Source organism: Arthrobacter sp. SLBN-112, from assembly GCF_030944625.1.
Classification (GTDB): Bacteria; Actinomycetota; Actinomycetes; order Actinomycetales; family Micrococcaceae; genus Arthrobacter.
Genome location: NZ_JAUSXY010000001.1, coordinates 3,293,925 through 3,308,703, shown reverse-complemented (window position 1 = coordinate 3,308,703; position 14,779 = coordinate 3,293,925). Strand labels below are relative to the sequence as shown.

Genomic DNA, 14,779 nt, shown 5'->3' with positions numbered 1-14,779 from the left:
CTCCCCAAACTTCGCTAGTCGATACACCCGTTGGGCGGTCCCAAGCCGCCCAGCGTGCGAAGACCCAACACTCAGCCCGTCGAACCATCCGGCGCCGGCACGTCGCCGGACAATCGCGAACGACTTTGGCGGTTCTGATCGCCCCGTCCGTCATCCTCCTTTTGCTGACCAACGCGTACCCGATTGTCTACGCTGCCTTCCAGTCCGTCCACGACGGTTCGCTGATCAATGCCGGCGACTTCGTTGGTTTGGATAACTTTGCCCGCGTCCTCAGCGGTGAGGCCTTTTGGAAAGCCGCCGGTTTTACCCTGGTCTTCACCATCACCGGGGTCTTCGGCAGTTGGCTTGCAGGCCTGGGAATTGCACTTGTCCTGCAACAAAAAGTTCCGGCGCGCGGACTGATCAAGACCTTACTGCTACTGCCCTGGGTAGTCCCGGTGGTTGTCTCATCCACCTCGTGGAACTGGCTTCTGAGCACAGACTCAAGCCCCATCCCTACCCTGTTCCGCTCCCTGGGGCTGGGCGAAGTAAGGTTCCTTTCGGATCCTTTCCTTGCCCAGGTCACTGTTTGCTTGTTTATTGTGTGGCTGAACTTCCCCTTCATGATGCTCATGATGAGCGCCGCACTTACTTCAGTGGACGAAAGTGTCTACGAGGCAGCAAAGATTGATGGCGCCTCTCCGCGTCAGCAGTTCATGTACATGACTCTTCCGATTATTGCTAAGCCGACCTACATCTCGTGGGTGCTGATGACGATTTTCTGCGTCAACGAATTCCCTGCGATCTACCTGCTGACCCATGGCGGCCCGGTGGGATCCACCAGCACGTTGGTTGTGTTGGCGTACCGGACCGTCTTCCAAAACTTCCAGACCGGACCTGGTGTGGCCATCGCCTTCATTATGACCATCGCCCTGGCCACTGTCGCTACCTTCCTGTTTAGGCAGATCCGAAAGTCGAGAGTCGAATGACCACCACCCAGCTCAACCGAAAGCTCGGAAGCGCGCCGATACGTCGGAACCTCGATCCGGCCGACCGTGGAAAATGGAAGCGATTTTGGCTTCTGATCGCGATCGCAGCAGTTGCCCTCGTACCCATTGCCGGCACGTTTGTGTTGTCGCTGCGAGGCAACAACGGTACAGGTGACTTCACCCTGGAGAACTTCGTCCACGTCATCGTTGACACCCAGGTGGTGGCGTGGCTCCTGAACAGCCTTCAGGTAACCCTTGCAACAGTCGTGGTATCTGTTCTGGTCGCCGCCCCGGCAGGATATGTGCTTTCGCGGGGCCGCAGCCGGCTTGTCGAAGGCTACTCGTTGCTCTTGTTTGTTATCCAATCCCTGCCGGTCATTACCTCGGTTATTCCGCTGTTTATCCTCTTCTCGGGCATGGGCCTTGCCGACAACCTGATCGGCATCACCGTCCTGTACGTGGGCAGCTCCATGTCGGTGGCGACGTGGATGATGGCCTCCTACATGGACGGCATTCCAGGAAGCCTGGAAGAAGCTTCCTGGATCGACGGTGCATCCGTGTTTGGCAGCTTCTGGCACATCGTTCTCAGGAACTCTCTGCCCGGTATTCTGTCCACGGCCATCTTCACCTTCCTCATGGCCTGGAACGACTACCTTGTGGCCAGCATCTTCCTCCGGTCCTCCGGAACCTTCACCCTGCCAATCGGCGTTCAGACATTCTTCCAACAGCACTCCACCGACTGGGGATCTGTGATGGCGGTAGCCGTGATCATGATGCTTCCACCGGCCCTCGTGTTTGCAACCATGAACAAGTACTTCAGCGTTGGCGGCGTGGCTGGCTCCTTGGCCGGCAGGTAGGGGGCTCTGCAGGTCCGGCCATGGCTTCATGGCCGGACCTGATCAGCGGAGCCTTCGGACCTCTCGCCGTGTATCCGTGGAGCCAAAACCCGGCAGGGAAACCCGGCCTGTTCAACTCACAATCGAGAAAGGGAGGAGCGAACCTTGGACACCAACAAAAATTGCTATGCATCAACTTTTGGACAGCGACGATAAGTACCTGCCCTTGTTGCAACCGACCCGGACTCTACATCCATGCAGAAGGGGATCAGCAGCGAGGCACAAGAATATCGCGGTGGACGCGCTCCTTACCCGTTTTTCGTCGATGGTGTCCCTAGGGCTCCTGCAGCGCAGGGGGCGTTGTGCTCTGCCCGGCAGGACGGTAAAGGGGCGGCACCTGAGGAGGTGGCGCCCCATTACCGTCCCTGCCATCAACTCAGAAACGCCTCGATGTCGTGGGCCCCGGTGAGGATTTCGGCCGTGCCGTGGTCGGAGGTCTGATGATCGATGAGTGCCGAGTGCGCCAGTCGGGCCATTTCCTTGGTAGCAGGCGAGAGCAGTTGCCCATGCCGTTTGATCAGCGCCAGTGTGTCAAACATCGGCTCTGCCATCGAAATTGCGTGCAGCCCGAGGGGATAGACCTCTGACTCAAGTGAAGCCCGGCAAGCGATCGTGTCGCCGAAACCATCTGCTGCCAAAGACAATGCTGCGGAAAGATACTCCACTTCAATTCCAGCGCTCACGGATTTCCCCCTCAGCCGTGCCCTGGACGACAGCTGCTTTCGGGCAGGGTCAGTGAGTGCGTAGTGGGCGTCGTAAAGGATGAGCGGAGCCTCACAGATCGCGTCGATATCAGGCGGGGTCTGCACACGGTCCGGGACAGCGCTGACATAGACCACTTCGTCCCGGGCCAACGGCAAAACGTCCAGATGGTCGTCCTCGATCGGCAACGTCACTAGTCCGGCCTCCAAATAGCCAGCGACAACGTCGCTCACTGTCTCAGCGCTGTTCTGGCCCACCAGCCGGATTCGGACATTGGGGTGCTTCTGCCTGAAGCGTTTGGCCAGGTCCTGTCGTATATAAAACTCGGCGTTGCGCAGCAGCCCAAAGGTGGCAGTGCCGCCGCCAAGGGAAAGAAGCGCACTTACGGCCTCCGTGCCCTGCCTGGCGGCGTTCACCGTTTGTTCCGCGTAGGGCAGCAGCTCTTCACCAGCTGCGGTCAGCACGAGCGCGCGGCCGCTGCGGCTGAAAAGCGGCGCCCCGAGTTCGCCCTCAAGGCGGCGGATGAGGTCTGACACGGCGGGCTGGCTCATGCCCAACTCCACAGCCGCTGCGGTGAATGTCTGTCCAGTGGCAGCTGCCACAAAAGCTTCAAGTTGGGCCAAAGTCATAAGGCAATCCTATAGCTCGCGCGGGAATGGTGTTTGGACCACGGAAGGCAGTTGTCCGCCGCCGGCGATCACATGAGGTTGGAGGAGGTGCTCCAACAAGTTCGGGTCCAGCAGTTGCCTTTGGCGGACCAGATCCACTACCGGCGTTCCGGTCAGGAGAGCCTCGGCGGCTATTTCGCCGGACAGGTGGTACCCCAGGTACGGGCTCAACGCCGTAACCAGGCCAATACTGCGGGCCATGTGGTCCTCGAGCGTCCGCTCGTTGGCGGTAATTCCGTCAATACAGGTTTCGCTCAGGGTGAGGACCGCAGCGCGCAGGTGCTCGATGCCTCTGAAAAGGGACGCGGCGATGATGGGTTCGAAGGCGTTGAGCTGCAGTTGGCCCGCTTCTGCTGCCAACGAGATGGTCACGTCGGCCCCCATGATCTCGAAGGCCACCTGATTGACCAGTTCCGGAATCACCGGATTCACCTTTCCCGGCATGATGCTGGATCCTGCCTGCCGGGCGGGCAGATTGATCTCTGCGAATCCTGCCCGAGGTCCGGAGGAAAGAAGCCGTAGATCACTGCTGATCTTGGACAGCTTGATGGCGGCCCTCTTCACGGCAGCAGATACTAGAACAAAAACCCCGCAGTCCTGTGTTGCCTCGACCAAATCGGGACTGGTGGTCACAGGCAATCCCGTCACGTTTTCAAGCTTTTCCCGCACGAGGGCCGCATAAAGGGGGTGGGTGTTCAATCCGGTGCCGATCGCCGTTGCACCGAGGTTGATCTCGTGAAGATGACCCATGGCCTCCGTGAGTCGCTCGACATCTTCGCCAATCGTGACGGCAAAGCTTCTGAACTCCTGGCCCAGGGTCATGGGCACGGCATCCTGTAACTGAGTCCTGCCCATCTTCACGATGTGGTCGAACTCCAGGGCCTTCCGCTCACAAGCCCGCTGGAAGACCTCTAGGGCGGCAACAAGAGCACGGCAGTTGTAGATCGTTGCCAGTTTCAGTGCAGTGGGGTAGACATCGTTGGTGGATTGCCCGAGGTTCACGTGCTCATTCGGGCTGATCAGGCCGTAGCACCCCTTGGATTCCCCCAGAAGTTCCAGTGCCCGATTGGCAATCACTTCGTTGGCGTTCATGTTGGTTGAAGTGCCAGCACCCCCCTGAATCAGGGAGATAGGAAATTGGTCGGCCAGCTGGCCCCTGCGCAGGTCCTGGCACGCTGCCACGATCGCCTTGCCGAGGCGCGGCTCAAGAAGGCCTAGCTCAACATTCGCCTCCGCCGCTGCTTCTTTGACAGCAGCCAATGCGAACACTAGTCCCGGTGCCGCGCCCACGGTTTCACCGCCCACACGGAAGTTCTCACACGCCCTCAAGGTGTGGACACCCCAATAGGCCTCCGAGGGGACCTCCCGGGTCCCCAGGAGATCTGCTTCCACGCGCACTACGGCTCCTTCAGCCACGTTCCACCTCGCACTTTGATTCCCGTCGACGGCCACACGCAAGAACGCATGACTTCCCAATCCAAACGACATAAGATAACCTTCTGATATCACACATAAGCATAGCATTTACTTGTAAGCGCGGCTTGAACCTACTTGCTTAGATAAGTAAAAGCTTTATATCTGTTGTAAGTACAAAGGAAATGCTATGCTTGAGTGGTTTCCAATGTAACGCGGAGCACACGCACTACCAGCGCTCTGGCTCCAGAAACGAAAGAGAAAACCATTGCGCACTTCCCTCAAGAACGCTGAAGTCACCCTCTCTGACCCCACATCCCCTCCCGGCGTAAGGGAGACCGTCGAAGCTGTCATCGCCGATGTCCGTGCCCGGGGCGACGAAGCAGTCCGTGCCTACTCCGAGAAATTCGACAACTGGTCCCCTCAGTCGTTCCGCCTGTCCCAGGAAGAGATCGACGCTGCCATCGCACGACTCCCGGAGCAGACAGTGGAGGACATCAAGACGGTGCAGCGCAACGTCAAGCGGTTTGCCCAGCTCCAGCTCAAGTCCCTGACCGAGTTTGAGGCCGAGGTGGAACCCGGGGTGATCCTGGGGCAGAAAAACATTCCGATCGATGCAGTCGGCGCGTACGTCCCCGGTGGGCGCTATCCCCTCCTGGCTTCTGCCCACATGACCATCGTGACCGCAAAAGTTGCCGGCGTCCGACGTGTTGCGGCCGCTACACCCGCAGCCGGAGGGGTCCTTCCCGACGCTTCGATTGCAGCCATGCATTTTGCCGGCGCCGATGAGATCTACCTGCTGGGCGGAGTTCAGGCAGTAGCGGCCTTAGCCGTCGGCACCGAGACCATTGCACCGGTCGACTTCCTCGCGGGCCCCGGAAACGCATACGTGGCAGAGGCCAAACGGCAGCTCTTCGGCGAGGTCGGCATCGACCTGTTTGCAGGTCCCACCGAAGTTCTGATCGTCGCCGACGAAACCGCCGACCCCTTCCTGACTGCCGTGGACCTGCTGAGCCAGGCTGAACACGGCCCGGACTCGCCGGCCATCCTGGTCACCACGTCACGGGAGGTTGGCGAGCAGGTCCTCGAGGAAATCAAGCGGCAACTCGCGGGCCTGTCCACCCGCGCTGTCGCCGAAGTAGCTTGGCGCGACCATGGCCAGGTGATCCTCGTCGATGACCTTCAAGAGGCCTACACGGTGTCCGACGAATTCGCCAGCGAACATGTCCAAATCCTCACCCGCCATCCCCGCGCAGCCTTGGACAACATGATCAACTACGGGTCGTTGTTCCTGGGCGAAAACACCTGCGTATCGTTCGGCGACAAAGTCATCGGAACAAACCACGTGCTTCCCACACGTCACGCAGCCCGCTACACCGGTGGACTCTGGGTAGGCAAATACATCAAGACGGTGACCTACCAGGAAGTGACCTCAGCAGCGGCAAGCGCCGAGCTGGGAGAGCTGCTCGGACGGGCCGCACGCGCTGAAAACTTCGAAGGACATGCCCGCTCCGGAGATATCCGGGCTGCCCGGGCCACCGGAGAGCGACCGGCCTGGGCTTCGTAAGTCCTAATCGGCTTCGGTGGAGCGCCCTAGTGGGGGCCGCTCCACCGGAGGTTCCCTAGCAGGGCAGCGCTGCCCGGCCTGATATGAGGAGCATGACATGAGTACCACTTCCAAGCATCGCCGATACAGAAGAGGACGGACCAGCCGATGGCTCGAAAGAGTCCGGCAACTCCTTTCCAGCATCATTGCCGAAGACTACCGGGCAAAGGAAGCCTCCGCCGGACAACAGACCATGCTTCCCAGCGGCAGCCTCTTCAGCACCCTCTATGCCGGGAGTCACCCGCTGGACCGCATCCCCCCACAGCGTGAGTAAACGCATAAAGCCGCGAACGCTCAGCCTTCGCAGCCGCACCGACAGCCATTACGGACCGACCCACACCAATGGACCGATTAGCCATGCCCAAGGACTCCAATAACTTCAGTACCACCGAGGGGACATCCCCGGTCCTCCAACAGGACTGGCTCCTGACCAAAGGGACGCTCGTTGAAGCCCGGCATCGCCACCATCTCGCCCGAACAGGGCTGGTCGACGACGTGACACCAGACGGTTCAATCCTTTGGCTGGCAGCCGATGGTGCCCTCACCCGGCACATGATCGACAAGTCAGACGGATACGAAATCTGGTCCACATACGAAAAAACCCACGGAGCAACCCCGCAGCCTCTGGCTGCGCCGCCAACATACAGAGGTGCCCAATGATCGCTAACGTCGCTCTCCCCAGGATCATGAAGGTTGGAGGTGGAGCAATCAACGAAGTCGGTGCTTTGGTCGACGAGCTCGGAGCGGCCCGGCCGCTTATCGTCACTGATGCCTTCATGCTGACGACCGGCCATGTCGACAGGATTATTAAAGCCATCGAGCACGATGGCCACACCGCCGCCGTCTTCTCTGGCGTGGTTCCTGACCCAACCACGGACTCCTTGAAAGAAGGCATCGAAGCAGCCCGCCGCCACGATGCTGACCTCATTATCGGCCTCGGGGGAGGAAGCGCCATCGATACCGCAAAGGCTCTCGGCATTCTTAGCCGACAGGGCGGGCAAATGCGCGACTTCAAGGCACCCCGGAACAACAACGGCCCGGCGGTCCCAGTAGTTGCGATACCAACAACCGCCGGAAGCGGATCCGAAGCTACTCAGTTCTCCATAATCAGCGACTCTGAGACACATGAAAAGATGCTGTGTGCGGGGATCTCATTCCTGCCCGTAGCAGCAGTTATTGATTACGAACTCACGCTGACCATGCCCGCACGTCTAACCGCAGATACGGGAATTGACGCGCTCACCCATGCGATCGAGGCCTACGTCAGCCGAAAGGCCAACCCCTTCTCCGACGGGTTTGCCCTCTCAGCAATCCGTACCATCGGCACAAACCTCCGTCGTGTTTATACCGACGGGTCCAACGCCGACGCCCGCGAAGCCATGATGCTGGCCTCAACACAGGCAGGAATCGCGTTCTCGAACTCCAGCGTCGCCCTTGTTCATGGCATGAGCCGCCCAATTGGAGCTCTTTTCCACGTTGCCCACGGACTGGCCAACGCCATGTTGTTCCCTTCCGTCACGGAATTCTCTATCTCAGGTGCCGAAAACAGGTACGCGGATTGTGCCCGGGCGCTTGGCATTGTCAGTCCCAGCGTCTCAGACCAGTACGCAGCCGGAGCCCTGGTCGCTGAACTGCATGCACTAAACCGCGACTTGGAAGTGCCGACCCCCGAAGGCTTCGGCATCGACCGGGCGTCGTGGGAAGAAAAGATCCCTCTTATGGCCGAGCAGGCACTCTCCTCCGGGTCGCCGGGCAACAACCCGTTGGTTCCCGACGCCGAACAAATCCAAGGGATCTACAAAGACATTTTCGCCTGAGCCCCATGCCTAGTGGCTCCGACACAGCCTTTCCCTTCGTGGCGCGGTATCCGACCACAAACCCAATTTCAAAGGACCAAGCATGACCACTACAACGTTGACCACTATCAACCATTTCCTCAACGGTGCCGGGACTGCCGGTGAGGGCGACCGCACCACGAACGTGTACAACCCGGCCACCGGCGCTGTCTCCGGTGAGCTGCGGCTGGCCAACCGTGCCGACCTGGATACCGCCGTCGCCGCGGCCCGCAAGGCCGCCGACACCTGGGGTGACACCTCCCTGGCCAAGCGCACCGCCGTGCTGTTCAAGTTCCGTGAACTGGTCGCCGCGCACGTTGACGAACTCGCGGAACTGGTTACCGCCGAGCACGGCAAGGTCCTCTCCGACGCCAAGGGCGAAATCGGCCGCGGCCTGGAAGTCGTCGAGTACGCCTGCGGCATCCCCACCCTGCTCAAGGGTGACTACTCGGACCAGGTCTCCACCGGCATCGACGTCTTCTCCTTCCGTGAGCCGCTCGGCGTCGTCGCCGGGATCACCCCGTTCAACTTCCCCGTCATGGTGCCGCTGTGGATGGCGCCGATGGCGATTGCCACCGGCAACGCGTTCATCCTCAAGCCCTCCGAGCGCGACCCCTCCGCCTCGCTGCTGCTCGCCAAGCTCTGGAAGGAAGCCGGCCTGCCGGACGGCGTGTTCCAGGTACTGCACGGGGACAAGGAAACCGTCGACGGGCTGCTGACCCACCCGGACGTGGACGGCATCTCCTTCGTCGGCTCCACCCCGATCGCACAGTACGTCCACGAGACCGCCACCAAGCACGGCAAACGCGTCCAGGCCCTGGGCGGGGCCAAGAACCACGCCATCATCCTGCCCGACGCCGACCTGGACAACGCCGCCGACCACCTCGCCGCCGCCGCCTTCGGCTCCGCCGGGGAACGCTGCATGGCCATCTCCGTCGCCGTAGCCGTCGGGGACGCCGCCGACCTGCTGGTCAAGAAAGTCGAAGAGCGCGCCCTGGCCGTGAAGGTCAACAACGGCACCGCCCCCGGCGCCGAAATGGGCCCGGTCATCACCCCCGCCTCCAAGGAACGCATCGTCCGGATCGTCACCGAAGCCGAAACCGCCGGCGCCGCCATGGTGGTGGACGGCCGCGACCTCGTGGTCCCCGGCCACGAAAACGGCTTCTGGGTGGGTCCCACCGTCCTGGACCACGTCAAGACCGAAATGACCGCCTACCAGGAGGAAATCTTCGGACCCGTCCTCGTCGTGGTCCGCGTCGACACCCTGGAAGAGGGCATCAAGCTCATCAACGCCAACCCCTACGGCAACGGCACCGCCATCTTCACCTCCTCCGGCGCCGCCGCCCGCACGTTCCAGCGCGGTGTCACCGTCGGCATGATCGGCATCAACGTGCCCCTGCCCGTCCCCGTGGCCTACCACTCCTTCGGCGGCTGGAAAGCCTCACTCTTCGGCGACAAGCACATCTACGGCCCCGAAGGCGTCTCCTTCTACACCCGCGGCAAAGTCGTCACCTCCCGCTGGCCCGAAACCCACCACGCCTCCGGCGCCTCCTACAACTTCCCCTCCAACTGACGCCACTTCAGGTCCGATCTTCAGGGTGGTCCGCCATGGCGGACCACCCTGAAGCCGTTTCATGTATCCCTTTTTAGCTTCACCAAGAATGGAGAGCCCCATGGTCAGACTTTTCACGGGACTGATGCTGGCATCCGCAACGGCCGGATTGGTCCTTTGCGTTACGGCGTCTGCAACGCTTGCCTTGGCAGCCGGACTACTGATGCTCATGGTCGGTGCCGGGGGATTGACAGCGGTGTCGATGACACACCTTGAGCGGCCGACGCCTGATTCCGGCAAGAAAGGACGGGCTGGGAAGAAATGAACCGCGTCAAGCCACTTGTCTGGGCCCTGATCGGGGCAAGCGACATAGCGGCCACACGGATGGTCCCAGCCATTCGCCGCGTCGGGGACAGCATCGCCAGCGTAATCAGTGCTGATAAGTCACACGCCGAAACCTACGCCATCCGCAACGGAATCCTTCGCCATCACTGGGACCTGCAGACGGCACTGGACGATCCTGCAGTCGACGCGGTGTACATCTCAAGTCGCAACGACCAGCATTACTTCCAAACGTTGTCATCACTCGCCGCGGGAAAACACGTTCTCTGCGAAAAGCCCGTGGCTACGGTGCTCAGCGATGCCCTGGAGATGCAGGCAGCAGCGGAAGCCAGCGGCCTGGTATTGGCCGTCAACCACCACCTGCCGGCGGCAGGGACCCATCGCAAAATCCGCGAAATGGTCACGGCAGGATCGATCGGCAAGCCCTTGAGCATCAACGTCCGCCATTCCACACTTCTGCCGGAACGGCTAAGGAGTTGGCGGCTGAGCAACAGCCCCGGCGCCGGAGTAGTGATGGACCTGTCCTGCCATAACGCCTCCGTCGTGAACCCGCTGCTCGAAGGGCAGGTGCCCCTTGATGTCGTCGCGTCAGCGGTATCGCATGGTCCTTGGGGTACATCGGATATCGAGGACGCGTGCAGCTCGTCGATCCACTATGAGGGCGAAGTGCTGGTGGACTTTCAGGATTCCTTCACAATGCCGTTTACGCCGTCGTACCTTCGCATCAATGGTGAGGCGGGCAGCATCCTCGGCCACGACGTGATGACACCGGAGCCCCTGGGCACCGTAGTTCTCAGCGACTCTACGGGAACCCGTGAGGTGCCAGTCTCAGACAGGCGGCACACCTACGACATCACCCTTTTACGGTTTCACGAAGCCGTCCAGGAGGGAGCACGTCCAATCGTTGATGGAGTGGACGCAGCCAATAATTTGGCCATCTGCCTTTCCATCCTCGAAGCCGCGTCCAGCGGTAAGCGCCAGCCCGTCAACCACGTACGACGGTAGCGCACCGTCGGCAGCTACCGGTCCCCGTCCGAAAGCAGGGCGGGAACGGGCTTTTGGTCAGTTGTTTCGGCTTCAGCGGCGACGGCCTTGGCAAGAACCAACCCCACTGCGCAGAAGAGCAGCGGCACTACAAAGGCTGCCGTAAGTCCCATGAGACTGCCCAGCCACCCGATCAAGGCAGGGCCTGCCAGCAAACCCACGTAGCCGGAACTCACCACCCTGGACAGCGTCTTGCCTGCATCCGAATGTCCAGCTACCCCGGCTGCTGTGTAGATCTGCGGAATGATGCCTGACAAACCCAGCCCAAACAGCACCCATCCTAGAATCGACAGGGGGTAGGACGAGGACAAAACAACTGCCAGCATCCCGGCCGCGGCCATCAAGGACCCGTAGCGGACCACATGAACTGGACCGGCTGCGTGTGAAACTTTGTCCGCCAATAACCGGCCGATGGTCATGGCTGAAGCGAAAGCGCCATAGGCCAGTGCGGCCGCCGATTCAGGCTGTTTAAGGTGCTCCACTGTCTGGAGTGCGCTCCAGTCATTTGCAGCCCCTTCCGACAGCAGAATGAGGAAAGCCAAAACCGCGAGCGTGGCTACCTGACCCCTGCGGGCTTTCTTCGGAGCTGGCGCCGTTCCGGAGGTGTCTTCGCTGCCGTGACCTGCCGTGTCAAGTTTGACTTCATTACGGACCCCAAGGAGTGCCGGGACAGAGATTGCAGCGCCCACAGCACCGAGAATGCCCGCGGACAGAAGGATTTCCTGGAGACCGACCTCAAGTGTTTGTGCTCCGGCTGCAGCCACAGCGCCCAATGCTCCACCCAGGGAGTAGAAAGCATGGAACGCCGACATAATGGGTCTGCCGTAACTGCGCTCCACGACTACCGCATGATGGTTCATTGCCACGTCAGTAATCCCATGGCCCAGGCCAAAAACGAACAAGGCTACGCCCAATGAGAATGCATCGGTGGCAAGACCAGGAAGGTTGACGGTCAAAACGAGTAAGACGAGTCCCAGGAGCACGGAGTTACGGCTACCGAACTTTCTAATGAGCAACCCCGCAAACTGCATGGACACCAGCGCCCCCAGTCCCAGGAGCAGGATTAGCCCACCCAAAACGGCATGTGAGGTCCCGGTACGCTCCTGGATATCCGGAATGTTCACCAGCCAGACGGCCGTGAGAGAACCAACGATCGTAAATACGCCGAACGCACCCATCCTGGCGCGCTTAAGCGGCGGCTGGGTTAAGTCTTTGTCGTAAGGCATGGGGTTGTCCTTCCAGATAGCTGCTGAGGGTTTCACACGAAAGCAAAAGTGGGTGCCGACTTAGGACGCAGCGCGTTGGACAGCGGGATGCTCACCTCGGCCCTACGAAAGATCGTGGTCTTGCACAGCAGCAAGTTCGACCGCTCTGGAATCGCGTGCGTCGGCAGCTTGAGTGAGATCGGCGAGCCCGTCTCAGACGACAACGTCAGTGCGCAGCTGAGAGATGACCTGCTCTCTGATGGCGTAACTGTGCATATTGGCTGAGGGCGGCATACAGCGTGATCCATTACCGCTTTGGAACGGGACCAAACGCGTTTCGCAAATCGGCCGGGGCCATGGTGCATGGGAAACCTTCTGGGCGGGGTTTTTGGCTGAGTAGAAGACGGGGCCCGTGCTACGGGCGTCAAAGGCAGAAGCCTATGTGTACGATCGTACGCTAAAAGTATCTATGCTGCTAAGGCCCGGGTCACAAGCGGCCCCGTTCACTCCTTTGCTCCTTGTCGGAGCGCCGATCGGACGCCCTCAAGGCTTGGGCGGCACACCCTGGAAGTGCCGCTGCGGCTAAGACTGCGCGCAGCGGCTCGACGTCGGAGAGACATTGAACAATTCTGAACCGCTTGCACTGTTCCTATTGCACGTGAACAACGACGCCCGCAGTGCCCTTCCCAACGCCCCTGTTCTGCCAGGGGCGGCCAAGTCGACGAGGAGAAAGTGGATCTTTCTGCGGCGGAGGGTTGCTACCGGACCGCATCGTATTGCTTGGGCCGTTGAACCCCCGAAACTATCTGAGTATGGAGCGCACCGAGGCTGACTCAGTTGAAGTTCACCATCAGGCACCGCGCATAAGCGAAAGTTTGATAAGAGGAAGAATGTCTGTAGTCTTTCTTATAGTGATGCGAGTCACCGGCTGCTGCGCCCCTAAGTTGGGTGCATTGCGACTGACTGATTTGAGAGGACGCCATGAGCATCGAGAGCAGGGATCTCCAACCGCCAAGGACGGACACGCTGGGCCGGGAGAGAACGGGCAGGTACATTAACCAGGTCGCGGAATCCGGACGGTTGCGGGGAACCATGGGCACCCTGCAGCTTGCCTTAACTGTTTTGGCCATGTCTGCGCCTATCGGCAACGTGACTGGAGTGCTGCCCCTAGGCATCACCCAGGGCAACGGGATTGGTACCCCTGCGATCTACGCCTTCGTTGGACTGATATTCCTGCTGTTTGCTGTCGGATTTACAACTATGACAAGAAACCTGCCTAAGCCTGGTGCGTTTTATACGTACATCACCGCAGGTTTGTCGCGAACCATCGGACTGGGCTCCGGGTTTCTCGCCGCTGTCACTTACCTCGTTTACATGGTGGGCAGCTACGCGTTCTTCGGGGTTTCCGTCGGGAACGTTCTCGATGCCTTTCAAGGGCCCGAAATTCCCTGGTGGGTCTGGGGTGCTATCGCCTGCATGATCATTACTGTCCTGGGACACTTCAATGTGGAGCTATCCGGCAAGGTCCTCGCCATTTTCATGGTCATGGAAGTCGCCTTGGTCATGCTCTTCAACATGCCGGTCCTACTGTCAGGAGGGCCCAAGGGTTACCAGTTCGAATCCTTTGAGCCCTCCCATGTCTTTTCTGGTGAACTGGGAGTTGCCACATTGTTCGCGATTACTTGCTTCCTGGGTTTCGAGTCTTCAGCTATTTATCGAGACGAGGTGAAACAGCCCGAAAAGACGATACCCCGGGCAACATACCTCGCGATTATCGGCCTTGGCGCCTTCTACATCCTGACGTCCTGGGCCCTGGTCACTTTCTGGGGACCGGATCAGGTCGCAGCGGCGGGGGCCGCCAACCCCACGATCCTTTTCAATGGCGGATTCAAGTACTACATGGGCGCCACATTCACCGAAGCCATGGTTGTTCTAGTGGTAACCAGCGTTTTCGCCGGGGCCCTCTCGACGCACAATTCGCTCTCCCGCTACCTCTATTCACTGGGAAAGGATCGAATCCTGCCGTCTGCCCTTGGAAGAGCCCACAGTAAACACGGTTCACCCGCGTTTGCATCGCTGACCGCGACGGCGGCCGCAGTCCTCGTCACTATGCCCTTTTTATTTACTGGACTTGACGCTATCGCTATGTACTCGTCGATGTTCGCTCTCGGCACCTTCGCTCTCCTGATCCTGTTCACTCTTACGACCATCTCGGCCCTGCGTTACTTCCGAATCATCCGCCATTCCGAACGCATGTGGAACACACTCATTGCTCCATCCCTGGCCCTGGCCGGGCTCGTCCTACTCGTCGCACTGACGTCCATTCACTTCTCAATGTCGATCGGGGCGCCGCAGTGGATAGCCAGCGGCGAACAGCTCCTCCTCGTCGCGATCCTGATCGCCGGGATCCTGACGGGGTTGAGGTGGCGGAAGACAAGACCGACCGTCTACACCCAAATCGGCGGCGGCGCCGGCGAACACCACAACATCCGCAAGGCAAAGACATCCCTGGCCGCAACCACGAGGATCGCCGCCGATCGATGAGTGA

At 60.1% G+C, this 14,779-nt stretch carries 11 protein-coding genes; 8 read left to right on the top strand and 3 right to left on the bottom strand.

Annotation, left to right across the window (positions count from 1 at the left end):
* Nucleotides 1-125: 125 nt before the first annotated feature.
* Together QF050_RS15435 and QF050_RS15430 are read left to right on the top strand one after the other, a co-directional pair.
* The gene (locus tag QF050_RS15435) at nucleotides 126-968 is read left to right on the top strand and encodes a sugar ABC transporter permease (protein WP_308931213.1); all 843 of its coding nucleotides are present in this window, start codon (nucleotides 126-128) and stop codon (nucleotides 966-968) included.
* Nucleotides 965-1,825 (top strand): carbohydrate ABC transporter permease, encoded by an 861-nt coding sequence (locus QF050_RS15430; RefSeq protein WP_308931212.1) that lies wholly within the window; start codon nucleotides 965-967, stop codon nucleotides 1,823-1,825. Before QF050_RS15435 ends, QF050_RS15430 begins: the two co-directional genes overlap by 4 nt.
* A gap of 410 nt (nucleotides 1,826-2,235) precedes the next feature.
* Here the strand turns inward: QF050_RS15430 and QF050_RS15425 are convergent, their stop codons facing one another.
* Both QF050_RS15425 and QF050_RS15420 read right to left on the bottom strand, forming a co-directional pair.
* Nucleotides 2,236-3,195, bottom strand: coding sequence for a LysR family transcriptional regulator (locus tag QF050_RS15425; RefSeq protein ID WP_308931211.1), 960 nt, complete (start codon nucleotides 3,193-3,195; stop codon nucleotides 2,236-2,238).
* A gap of 9 nt (nucleotides 3,196-3,204) precedes the next feature.
* Complete coding sequence (locus QF050_RS15420; RefSeq protein WP_308931210.1) at nucleotides 3,205-4,632, bottom strand: aspartate ammonia-lyase; 1,428 nt, start codon at nucleotides 4,630-4,632, stop codon at nucleotides 3,205-3,207.
* 283 nt (nucleotides 4,633-4,915) lie between these two features.
* Between QF050_RS15420 and hisD the strand changes: the two genes are divergently transcribed.
* The 5 genes from hisD (at nucleotide 4,916) to QF050_RS15395 (ending at nucleotide 10,987) form a co-directional block, all read left to right on the top strand.
* Nucleotides 4,916-6,214 carry a histidinol dehydrogenase gene (hisD, locus tag QF050_RS15415; protein WP_308931209.1) on the top strand — a complete coding sequence of 433 codons (1,299 nt, stop codon included), beginning with the start codon at nucleotides 4,916-4,918 and terminating at the stop codon, nucleotides 6,212-6,214.
* Nucleotides 6,215-6,311: 97 nt separating this feature from the next.
* A complete protein-coding gene (locus QF050_RS15410; RefSeq protein WP_308931208.1) occupies nucleotides 6,312-6,527 on the top strand; it encodes a hypothetical protein in 216 nt (71 codons plus the stop codon).
* 382 nt (nucleotides 6,528-6,909) lie between these two features.
* Nucleotides 6,910-8,070: an iron-containing alcohol dehydrogenase gene (locus QF050_RS15405; RefSeq protein ID WP_308931207.1), complete on the top strand. Its 1,161-nt coding sequence runs from the start codon at nucleotides 6,910-6,912 to the stop codon at nucleotides 8,068-8,070.
* 82 nt (nucleotides 8,071-8,152) lie between these two features.
* Nucleotides 8,153-9,661, top strand: coding sequence for a CoA-acylating methylmalonate-semialdehyde dehydrogenase (locus tag QF050_RS15400; RefSeq protein ID WP_308931206.1), 1,509 nt, complete (start codon nucleotides 8,153-8,155; stop codon nucleotides 9,659-9,661).
* 300 nt (nucleotides 9,662-9,961) lie between these two features.
* Complete coding sequence (locus QF050_RS15395; protein ID WP_308931205.1) at nucleotides 9,962-10,987, top strand: Gfo/Idh/MocA family oxidoreductase; 1,026 nt, start codon at nucleotides 9,962-9,964, stop codon at nucleotides 10,985-10,987.
* A 14-nt stretch (nucleotides 10,988-11,001) separates the two neighbouring features.
* Here QF050_RS15395 and QF050_RS15390 read toward each other — a convergent pair whose 3' ends face one another.
* On the bottom strand, nucleotides 11,002-12,252 hold the full coding sequence (locus tag QF050_RS15390; RefSeq protein ID WP_308931204.1) for an MFS transporter: 1,251 nt from the start codon (nucleotides 12,250-12,252) through the stop codon (nucleotides 11,002-11,004).
* A gap of 960 nt (nucleotides 12,253-13,212) precedes the next feature.
* Between QF050_RS15390 and QF050_RS15385 the strand changes: the two genes are divergently transcribed.
* On the top strand, nucleotides 13,213-14,775 hold the full coding sequence (locus QF050_RS15385) for an APC family permease (protein ID WP_308931203.1): 1,563 nt from the start codon (nucleotides 13,213-13,215) through the stop codon (nucleotides 14,773-14,775).
* Nucleotides 14,776-14,779 lie beyond the last annotated feature (4 nt).

Excerpts from the sequence above, each read along its gene's own strand:
- QF050_RS15430 (WP_308931212.1), top strand. The coding sequence starts at position 965 with ATGACCACCACCCAGCTCAACCGAAAGCTCGGAAGCGCGCCGATACGT.
- QF050_RS15425 (WP_308931211.1), bottom strand. The coding sequence starts at position 3,195 with ATGACTTTGGCCCAACTTGAAGCTTTTGTGGCAGCTGCCACTGGACAG.
- QF050_RS15410 (WP_308931208.1), top strand. The coding sequence starts at position 6,312 with ATGAGTACCACTTCCAAGCATCGCCGATACAGAAGAGGACGGACCAGC.
- QF050_RS15405 (WP_308931207.1), top strand. The coding sequence starts at position 6,910 with ATGATCGCTAACGTCGCTCTCCCCAGGATCATGAAGGTTGGAGGTGGA.
- QF050_RS15400 (WP_308931206.1), top strand. The coding sequence starts at position 8,153 with ATGACCACTACAACGTTGACCACTATCAACCATTTCCTCAACGGTGCC.
- QF050_RS15395 (WP_308931205.1), top strand. The coding sequence starts at position 9,962 with ATGAACCGCGTCAAGCCACTTGTCTGGGCCCTGATCGGGGCAAGCGAC.
- QF050_RS15390 (WP_308931204.1), bottom strand. The coding sequence starts at position 12,252 with ATGCCTTACGACAAAGACTTAACCCAGCCGCCGCTTAAGCGCGCCAGG.
- QF050_RS15385 (WP_308931203.1), top strand. The coding sequence starts at position 13,213 with ATGAGCATCGAGAGCAGGGATCTCCAACCGCCAAGGACGGACACGCTG.